The sequence below is a fragment of the Streptomyces sp. NPDC054956 genome, from assembly GCF_053609185.1.
Genome location: NZ_JBSGXB010000312.1, coordinates 1 through 8688 on the forward strand (window position 1 = coordinate 1; position 8688 = coordinate 8688).

Sequence of the window (8688 nt, forward strand, 5' to 3'; positions counted from 1 at the left end):
TCAGAGTATTGTGGTTCTGGTCGACCAGTTCGAGGAGCTGTTCACCCTCTGCGCCGACGAGGAGGAGCGCCGCGCCTTCGTACGGGTGCTCCGCGCCGTCTCCGTGTCCCGGCCCGCGCGGACCGGGTACGACCCGGCCGCCGTCGTGCTCGGCGTGCGCGCCGACTTCTCCGGGGACTGCCTGGACCTTCCCGGGCTGGCCTCGGTCTTCACCGACGGGCTGTTCGTCCTGCCGCCGATGTCCGTGGCGGAGCTGCGGGAGTCCGTCACGCGTCCGGCCGAGCTCGCCGGGCTCACCCTGGAGCCCGGCCTGGTCCCGCTGCTCCTGCGGGACGCGGGCGTACGGGAGGCGGCGGACCGGACCGCACCGGCCGGCCCCGCGCACCCCGGCCCGGAGGCCGCCTGGCCCGGTGACGCGCCCTCCGCCGCCCTGCCCCTGGTGTCCCACGCGCTGATGGCCACCTGGCAGCGGCGCGAGGGGTCCACCCTGACCGTCGCGGGGTACGAGTACGCCGGCGGCATCCAGGGCGCCGTCGCGCGCAGCGCCGAGCAGGTGTTCGCCGGTCTCTATCCGGCCGAACAGCGCACGGTCCGGCGGCTGCTGGTGCGGCTGGTCCACATCGCCGACGGGGCGGTGCCCACCCGGCGCCGGGTCGGCCGGACCGCCCTGCTGGAGGGGCAGGCCGACGCAGACCGGACCTCGGCCGCACTCGACGCCTTCGTACGGGCCCGGCTGGTCACCACGGACAGCGAGACCGTGGAGATCACCCACGAGGCCCTGCTGCACGCCTGGCCGCGGCTGCGCGGCTGGATCCACGCCGACCGGGCCGGGCTGCTCGTCCACCAGCAACTGGCCCAGGCCGCCGCCGAATGGGTGCGCGAGGGCCGCGACCCCTCGGTCCTCCACCGCGGCACCCGCCTCGACACGGCCCTGGCCTGGGCCGACGAGCTCGACGCCGGGCGGCTGAGCGGCCTCGAAGCGGAGTTCCTGCGGGCGAGCCGGGCCGCGGAGGAGGCCCGTGCCCGCCAGGCCGGGCTCCAGGTCCGGCTGCGTCAGCGGATGCTGGCCACGCTCGTCGTCCTGCTCGTCCTGGCGCTGACCGCCGGCGGGGTGGCGTACCAGCAGCGCTCCGGGGCGCTCGCCCAGGAGCGGACCGCCCGCTCGCAGGCCCTGGCCGCGCGGTCCCTCTCGCTGGCCGCCGGACAGCCCGAGGCCTCCATGCTGCTCGCCGGGGAGGCCTACCGCGCGGAGGCCACGCCCGAGGCGCGCGGCGCCCTGCTCAGCACCCAGTCCCAGCCGTTCCTGGCCCGGCTGGGCGGACACGACGGACCGGTGAACGCGGTGGCCTTCGCGCCGGGCGGGGCGCTCATGGCGACGGCCGGCTCCGACGGGAGGGTGCTGCTGCGCCGGGTCGCCGACCGGCGCACGGTCTCCTCCTTCACCCTGCCCGGCCGGGTGCGCACGGTCGCGTTCAGCCCCGACGGGCGGACCCTGGCGGCCGGTTCCACCGGCGGCCCGGTCCGGCTCTGGCCCGTCGCCGGACCGGGCGAGGCGGTGGTGCTGCCCGAGCGTACGGCGGGCGCCAGGGCGCTGGCCTTCGCCCCCGACGGGCACACCCTGGCCATCGGCCGCGCCGACGGGACCGTACAACTGCTGGACCCGGACGGCGAACACCGCGAGATCGCGACGCTGACCGGGCACACCGCGCGGGTCGATTCCCTCTCCTACGCGCCGGACGGCCGCTCGCTCGCCTCGGCCGGAGCCGACGGCACCGTACGGCTGTGGGACACGGCGCGGGTCCGTCCGCCCGCCGTCCTGGAGGGTCATACCGGCGAGGTGCTGGGGGTGGCCTTCGCCCCGGACGGGCGCACGGTCGCCACCGGCGGGGTCGACCGTACGGTGCGGGTGTGGGACGCCGCCGCGCACACCGTCCTCGCCACCCTCACGGGGCACAGCGACGACGTCAACGCCGTCGCCTACACGCCCGACGGTACGACGGTCATCAGCGCGGGCGGCGACGGCACCACCCGATTGTGGGACGTCCGGGGCGGCCGGCTCACGGCTACGCTCGCCGGGCACACCGACTACGTGCTCGCGGTCGCGGTGGATCCCGCCGGGGCGGTGCTGGCCACCGCCGCCTTCGACCAGTCCGTGGTGCTGTGGGACCTGCGGGGGCCGGTGCTGACGGCCCGTCCGTTCACCGAGGTCTGGCACGCCGCCTACAGCCCCGACGGGAGGACGCTGGCCACGGCCGACGCCGACCACACGGTGCTCTTGTGGGACGTGGCGGCACGACGGGTCCGGGCCACCCTCACCGGACACACCGGGACCGTGTTCTCGGTGGCCTTCGCCCCCGACGGACGCACCCTCGCCTCGGCCGGCGCCGACGGCACCGTACGCCTCTGGGACACCGCCACCCGCACCCACCTCGCCACCCTCACCGGACACACCGACTTCGCCAACGACGTCGCCTTCAGCCCTGACGGGCGGACCCTGGCCAGCGCCGGGGACGATCTGAGCGTGCGGCTGTGGGACGTGGCCGGGCGCCGCCCGCTCGCCGTGCTCACCGGCCACGCGGGCGCGGTACGGGCCGTCGCGTTCGGCCCGGACGGGCGGACCCTGGCGAGCAGCGGCAACGACGGCACGGTCCGGCTGTGGGACACCGGGCGACGGCGCGTCACCGCCGTGCTCACCGGCCACACCGGCTCGGCGCGGGGCATCGCCTTCTCCCCCGACGGGCGGACGCTGGCCAGCAGCGGCAACGACCGTACGGTGCGGCTGTGGGACGTGGCCGGGCGCAGGCTCCGCGCCGCGCTTTCCGGTCATACGAACGCGGTCTGGGGCGTCGCCTTCTCCCCCGACGGCCGTACGGTCGCGAGCAGCAGCAACGACGGCACCGTACGCCTGTGGAATCCGGATCCGGCGGCGCGGCTGGCGGACATCTGCCGGACGGTCGACGGCATCGGGCCGCGCGAACGGCACACCCTGGTTCCCGGCCTGCCGGTGCGCGCGGGGCTCGACTGCCCGGGTGGGCAGGACGGTTAGGACGAGCAGGACACCGGGCGCGGGCGCCGCGCTGGTCGGAGGGGGTTTCCCCAGGGTTTCCCGTTGCCCGTCGGTGTGGTGCCGCGTTCCTCTCTCGACGCGGCCCGGCGGTGGCCGCCACGCTGGATCCGCATCGCACCCGAGGAACGAGGTCCGCCCATGCGCCACTTGCTTCGGCTCCATCCCCTACGTCGCTCTCCCCTCCCGCCGCTCGCGCTCCGCCCGATCCACCGAAGGGGTCCGCGCCGGACGGCGCTCGTCGGAACCCTCCTCGCCCTCCTGGCCCTGCTCCTCGTCACCCCCTCCGCTCCGGCGTCCGCCGAAGGGGCGTGCCGGGTCCTGGCGCCGGGCGCTTCGGCGGCGGCCGAGCGTGCCGTCGGCGCCGCCTGCGAGGAGGTGGGAAAGGGCGTCTGGTACACGTGGGGCGGCGGGCACGGCCCGCAGCCCGGTGCCACGTACGGGCAGGTGGACCCCACGGACCCGGCCAGCGAGCACGATCCCGAACGGCTCGGCTTCGACTGCTCGGGACTCGTCCGGCACGCCTACGCGCGGGCCACCGGATCGGACCCGCTGGACGGGGTCGCCAGTGCGCAGTACTACACGCACCGCGCGGCCGCACGCTTCACCGCCGCCCAGGGGCTGGCCCCGCTGCTCCCCGGCGACCTGCTGGTGTGGGGCACCTCCCAGGACCTGCACCACATCGCCCTCTACCTGGGCGCGGGCAAGATGGTGGAGGCCAGGCAGTCGGGCACCAAGCTGATGGTCAGTGACGTGCGGCTGGAGAACGGCTACTACGGGGCCGTGCGCGTGGACACGGGCCCGGTCACCGGGCACGTCTTCCGGACCTGGGGCACCGGCGTGTGGACCAAGGCCCAGCCCTCCACGGGGGCCGCGCGGGTCTACGCCCTGCCCGGGCCGACGACGATCCGCGTCGAGTGCCAGAAGCACGCCGAGCAGGTGACTTCCGACGGCTACACCAACGATGTCTGGTCGTACCTTCCGGACTACGGGGCCTGGATGACGAACATTTATGTCCAGGGACCGGCTTGGCTGGAAAGCGTGCCTGCTTGCCCTTGATCATCCGTAAGGTCTGAAACGAACCGGCAAACCCCCGATCGAGGAGCAACGTGCGTCCTTTCCCTTCCGCCTCCCCTTCCGCCTCCGTCACCCCTTCCCGTCTCCTGGACCGGCGCCTCGCCGTCGGTGCCGCCCTGCTCGCCGTCGTGGCCGGCGGTCTGCTGCCGGCCACCGCCGCGCAGGCCGCGCCCGTGGCGCAGTCGGCGACGCGGTCCGCCGTCCCGACGGTCGCCGTGCCCGATCTGGAGGCGCTGACGCAGGCGTTGCGCAACACCACGGCCGCCGGCGCGCCGGGCGCGATGGCGCGCTTCACCGGTCCGGACGGCGTGCAGAGCAGGGTGGAGGGCGTCCGGGACCGCACCACGGGCGCGGCGATGGACCCGAAGGCGCGTTTCCGGATCGGCAGCGTCACCAAGACCTTCTCCACCGTCGTCCTGCTCCAACTGGTGGACGAGGGGAAGATCGAGCTCGACCGGCCGGTCAACAACTACCTGCCGGGGCTGCTGCCCGACGACCGGATCACCGTGCGCCACCTGCTGACGCACCGGAGCGGTCTGGCCGACTACACGAACGCGATGTTCGACCAGACCGTGCCCGGCTTCGAGGCGGTCCGCAACAAGGTGTTCACGTACGAGGAGCTCGTCGGCCTCTCGCTCGCCGAGCCGAGGACCACCGAGCCCGGCGTGGCGTACAAGTACTCGAACACCAACTTCGTCGTGGTGGGGATGCTGATCGAGAAGGCCACCGGCAAGCCGGTCTCCAAGGCGTACGAGAAGCGCATCATCAAGCCGCTCAAGCTGAAGAACACCTCGTACGTCCACCCCGAGACGGCCATCAAGGGCCTGCACGCCAACGGCTACCTCCACCCCGACGAGGCGGGCGCCCCGCTCGTCGACTCCACCGAACAGACCGTGTCCTGGGCGCAGTCCGCGGGTGCGATGATCTCGAACGCGGCCGACCTCAGCACCTTCATGTCCTCCCTGGTCGGCGGGAAGCTGCTGCGCCCGGGCACGCTGGACGCCATGCTCACGATGACCCCGACCGACACCACCAACACCCGTTTCTACGGGCTGGGTCTGCGCCGCTACGACCTCTCCTGCGGTACGCAGGTGTACGGGCACACGGGCACGGTGCAGGGCTTCTACACGTACGCCTTCACCACCCGCGACGGCAGCCGGTCCCTCTCGGCCATGGCGAACACCTCCAACCGGGGCCAGGCCAACACCGCCCTGGGCGGCACCCTCGAGGCCGCCTTCTGCGGCAAGGCCCCCGCTCCCGCCACCGCCGCCGGCGCGGCCACGGCGCGCGGCTTCGCGTTCGGCCCGGCCGCCGCGGAGGCGGACCTCCCGGAGCGCGGCTGACGGCGATTCCCGGACACGGGCGGCTCCCGCCCCTTGGCTTGGGGGCGGGAGACCGGGAAAGCTGAACTCCGCATTCCCACACGGGTGTTGTCCCGTGTGACCGATGAGGAGGACACGATGGCCGACGCACCGCCCGTGAAGCGTTCCCGGAAGGGTCCGGGCCTGCGGCCCCGCAGGATGCTCGCGGCCACGGCGGGGGCCGCCGCGCTGGTCCTCGCCGTCCCGGCGACCGCGTACGCGGCTCCGCCCCCGGCCCTGCCCGCCAACGCGGACGGGCTCGATCAGACCTTCCAGCCCGCCTACGACTACGACGGGGACGGCTGCTACTCCACCCCCGCCATCGGTCCGGACGGCACCATCAACGGGGGCCTGAAGATGGGCGGCACCGTCAACGGCAGCTGCCACGACCTCTCCGACCTGAACAACACCAACGGCTACTCCCGCGCGAAGTGCAACAACGGCTGGTGCGCCGTGATGTACGCGCTCTACTTCGAGAAGGACCAGGTCTCGTGGGGCCCCGGAAGCGCCGGCCACCGGCACGACTGGGAGCACGTCGTGGTGTGGATCCAGAACAACCAGGTCGCCTACGTCTCCACCTCGGAACACGGCAACTTCAAGGTCCACGCCGCCTCGCAGATACGGTTCGACGGGACCCACCCGAAGATCGTCTACCACAAGGACGGCATCGGCACGCACTGCTTCCGCGCGGCGAACTCCAACGACGAGCCGCCGGAGAACCACAAGGGGACCTGGCAGTACCCGCCGCTGGTCGGCTGGAACGGCTACCCCGCGGGCCTGCGCGACAAGCTGAGCCAGGCCGACTTCGGCAGCGCCCTGCTCGGCATCAAGGACGGACAGTTCAACGGCCACCTCACCAATGCCAAGCCGGCCGGGATCCCCTTCGATCCCAACGCGTAGGTCCGACCGGCCGGAGCGGCCGGAGGGGGCGCGGCCGGGCGAGCACTCCCCGGCCGCACCCCTGCGCCCGCACCAGCCCACCACCCGTACCCCGCGTTCACCCGACTGCGCCACGGCCGTCGCCGTGCTCCGGGGGCCCCGGTGGCGCAGCGGCGCTCCTCGAGATGCGCCCGGTGCGTGCGGCTGTTTCGCTGGATTGCGCTCGCCGTCCCCCCACAGCGCCCAGGAGTGATCATGAGTGCAGGCGAATCCCACGGCCGGTCCCGGCAGCTGCGCGACAAGGCAAAGGAACTGAACGACGCCGCCGCGCGGTCGGCCGACCCCGAGGAGAGCCAACGACTGCGCGACAAGGCCCGCCGCCTGCAGGAGCAAGCCGAACGGGAACGCGTCATCGACGACCCGGGCATGGACCTGCGCTAGCCGTGACGCCCGAGCAGGCCGAGTGCGGTCAGCACGGTGACGCAAAGCGTCATCCAGCCGATGAACGCGCCGCCGCCGTACAGCACCGCACTGGCCGCCTGCGCCCCGGCCTCATGCGAAAGCACCCCCGCCACCACCGCCACCAACAGCGACGACACGAAGGACAGAAGTGTAAGAAGTACCTGAACGAGAAACGTCAGCCTCACCAGTCGATCCCCTTCACGAAGGTGATCGACCAGTCGGCGGGCAGCCTCAGCTCGACCACCGCTTGCGGATGGCCTGCTGAGGCTCTGCGACGATTAGAGACTCATGGTGCTCATTGCCTGTCGAGAGGGAAGCACTGTCCCCCATCGGACACGTCGCCAGTGCTTGTGGCTCTCGCAATGAGCAACGCAGAGCCTAGCCGCAGGCGTTGAAGACCGCCAGTACTCGAGCGCCGCGGACGGCTACCGAGCCGCGGGGGCCTCGTCCAGCTCCCAGGCGTGGCGCTTGAACTCGCGTACGAAGTCGGCGTGGTCCTCCCACTGGCGGGCGATGCCGCGCAGCACGTCCCAGTGGTGCTCGACCGCCTGGTCGATGACCCGGCGGACCGCCGGCTCGGCGCTCTCGCGCTGCTCGATGAGCCCCTTGGCGACGGACGCCTCCAGCGCCGCGTTGCGCAGCGCGCGCAGGGCGCGGGAGGTGTCGTCCATGGCGAAGCCGTTGTCGCTGCCCGTCTCCTCGGCGAAGAGCGGGGTGAGCCGCGCCTCGATGAAAGCGGTGATCCGCTCGAAGTGACGTACGTCCATCGGGGGCTCCATCTCGGGTTCGTTCCGGTTCTCCGGCGCGAACCGGGCCCGCGCCGCCGATCATTATCCCGCACCCGCGAGGCCCTCCCGGTCCGGGGGCCGGGCACTACTGTGACCCCATGGACGAGCTGGACGGCGTGGAGGTCATCGCCTTCGCGGATGACGAAGCCTTCGAGGACTGGCTGGCCGGGAACCACACCCGGCACGAGGGCGTGTGGGTCAAGCTGGCGAAGAAGTCCTCCGGGATCGCTTCGGTCTCCGCGGACGAGCTGGTCGACACCGGGCTCTGCTACGGGTGGATCTCGGGGCAGCGCCGGTCCCTGGACGAGCGGTACTACCTGCAGAAGTACGTGCCGCGCAGGCCCCGGAGCCTGTGGTCGCAGGTCAACGTCGACAAGGTCGCCGAGCTCACGGCCCTGGGCCGCATGCGCGAGCCGGGCCTCGCCGAGGTGCGCAAGGCGCAGGAGGACGGCCGCTGGGCGGGGGCGTACGCCTCCCAGCGGACGGCGGAGGTCCCGCCCGACGTCACGGAGGCGCTGGCCGCGAACCCGGCCGCCCGATCGGCCTTCGAGGCCCTGGACCGCACGGGCCAGTACCTGGTCGTCCTCCCCCTCCTCCAGGCCCTCACCCCGGAACTGCGCCGGACCCGCCTGATCAAGGCCGTGGGCCTCCTGGCCCGGAGCACCACCCACTGACACAACGGCTCGTGCCACCCGGTTCTCGCCGCCCGGTCCTCGGTGGCATTGTCGGCCGGTATGGAGAATTGGTTCTTGCCGGCGGGTAGTGGGGCGCGGTTCGAGTGGGGGCCCGTCGGGGCGGGGCGGATCGCGGCGGAGGCCGCGTGTCTCGTGGTCGTCGACGTGCTGTCGTTCACGACCTCGGTGACGGTGGCGGTGGAGCGGGGCACGCGGGTATTCCCCCACGCCTGGCGCGACGAGTCGGCGGCGAAGTTCGCCGAGGAGGTGGACGCGCGGCCGGCCGTCGGGCGGCGGGCGGCCACGCCGGAGGCGCCGTGGTCGCTGTCCCCGGTGTATCTTATGGAGGCGCCCTTCGTCCGTCGAATTTTTTTTTGTTGATC

The 8688-nt window shown here is 73.0% G+C and carries 9 protein-coding genes; 7 read left to right on the plus strand and 2 right to left on the minus strand.

Features of this window, described 5'->3' with window-relative positions; translation table 11 throughout:
- The first annotated feature begins 10 nt into the window (after nt 1-10).
- The 5 genes from ACWGDE_RS32350 to ACWGDE_RS32370 all read left to right on the plus strand — a co-directional run bounded on the left by ACWGDE_RS32350 (nt 11) and on the right by ACWGDE_RS32370 (nt 6822).
- Nucleotides 11-3046 (plus strand): nSTAND1 domain-containing NTPase, encoded by a 3036-nt coding sequence (locus ACWGDE_RS32350; protein WP_453392601.1) that lies wholly within the window; start codon nt 11-13, stop codon nt 3044-3046.
- A gap of 159 nt (nt 3047-3205) precedes the next feature.
- Nucleotides 3206-4123, plus strand: coding sequence for a C40 family peptidase (locus ACWGDE_RS32355; protein WP_453392602.1), 918 nt, complete (start codon nt 3206-3208; stop codon nt 4121-4123).
- A 134-nt stretch (nt 4124-4257) separates the two neighbouring features.
- Nucleotides 4258-5484 carry a serine hydrolase domain-containing protein gene (locus ACWGDE_RS32360; protein WP_453392609.1) on the plus strand — a complete coding sequence of 409 codons (1227 nt, stop codon included), beginning with the start codon at nt 4258-4260 and terminating at the stop codon, nt 5482-5484.
- Nucleotides 5485-5601: 117 nt separating this feature from the next.
- Entirely contained in the window at nt 5602-6402 is an 801-nt protein-coding gene (locus ACWGDE_RS32365) for an NPP1 family protein (protein WP_453392603.1), read from the plus strand.
- A 234-nt stretch (nt 6403-6636) separates the two neighbouring features.
- Nucleotides 6637-6822: a DUF6381 family protein gene (locus tag ACWGDE_RS32370; protein ID WP_453392604.1), complete on the plus strand. Its 186-nt coding sequence runs from the start codon at nt 6637-6639 to the stop codon at nt 6820-6822.
- Here ACWGDE_RS32370 and ACWGDE_RS32375 read toward each other — a convergent pair.
- Both ACWGDE_RS32375 and ACWGDE_RS32380 read right to left on the minus strand, forming a co-directional pair.
- The gene (locus ACWGDE_RS32375; RefSeq protein ID WP_453392605.1) at nt 6819-7028 is read right to left on the minus strand and encodes a hypothetical protein; all 210 of its coding nucleotides are present in this window, start codon (nt 7026-7028) and stop codon (nt 6819-6821) included. The two genes, ACWGDE_RS32370 and ACWGDE_RS32375, sit on opposite strands and share 4 nt — an antisense overlap.
- A 240-nt stretch (nt 7029-7268) precedes the next feature.
- The gene (locus tag ACWGDE_RS32380) at nt 7269-7610 is read right to left on the minus strand and encodes a hypothetical protein (RefSeq protein ID WP_453392606.1); all 342 of its coding nucleotides are present in this window, start codon (nt 7608-7610) and stop codon (nt 7269-7271) included.
- 119 nt (nt 7611-7729) lie between these two features.
- Between ACWGDE_RS32380 and ACWGDE_RS32385 the strand changes: the two genes are divergently transcribed.
- Complete coding sequence (locus ACWGDE_RS32385; protein ID WP_453392607.1) at nt 7730-8305, plus strand: YdeI/OmpD-associated family protein; 576 nt, start codon at nt 7730-7732, stop codon at nt 8303-8305.
- A 75-nt stretch (nt 8306-8380) separates the two neighbouring features.
- Entirely contained in the window at nt 8381-8686 is a 306-nt protein-coding gene (locus ACWGDE_RS32390; RefSeq protein WP_453392608.1) for a hypothetical protein, read from the plus strand.
- Nucleotides 8687-8688 lie beyond the last annotated feature (2 nt).

Bases quoted from the DNA above. Each gene is read 5' to 3' on its own strand.
- ACWGDE_RS32355 (WP_453392602.1), top strand. From the start codon at position 3,206: ATGCGCCACTTGCTTCGGCTCCATCCCCTACGTCGCTCTCCCCTCCCG.
- ACWGDE_RS32365 (WP_453392603.1), top strand. From the start codon at position 5,602: ATGGCCGACGCACCGCCCGTGAAGCGTTCCCGGAAGGGTCCGGGCCTG.
- ACWGDE_RS32370 (WP_453392604.1), top strand. From the start codon at position 6,637: ATGAGTGCAGGCGAATCCCACGGCCGGTCCCGGCAGCTGCGCGACAAG.
- ACWGDE_RS32380 (WP_453392606.1), bottom strand. From the start codon at position 7,610: ATGGACGTACGTCACTTCGAGCGGATCACCGCTTTCATCGAGGCGCGG.
- ACWGDE_RS32385 (WP_453392607.1), top strand. From the start codon at position 7,730: ATGGACGAGCTGGACGGCGTGGAGGTCATCGCCTTCGCGGATGACGAA.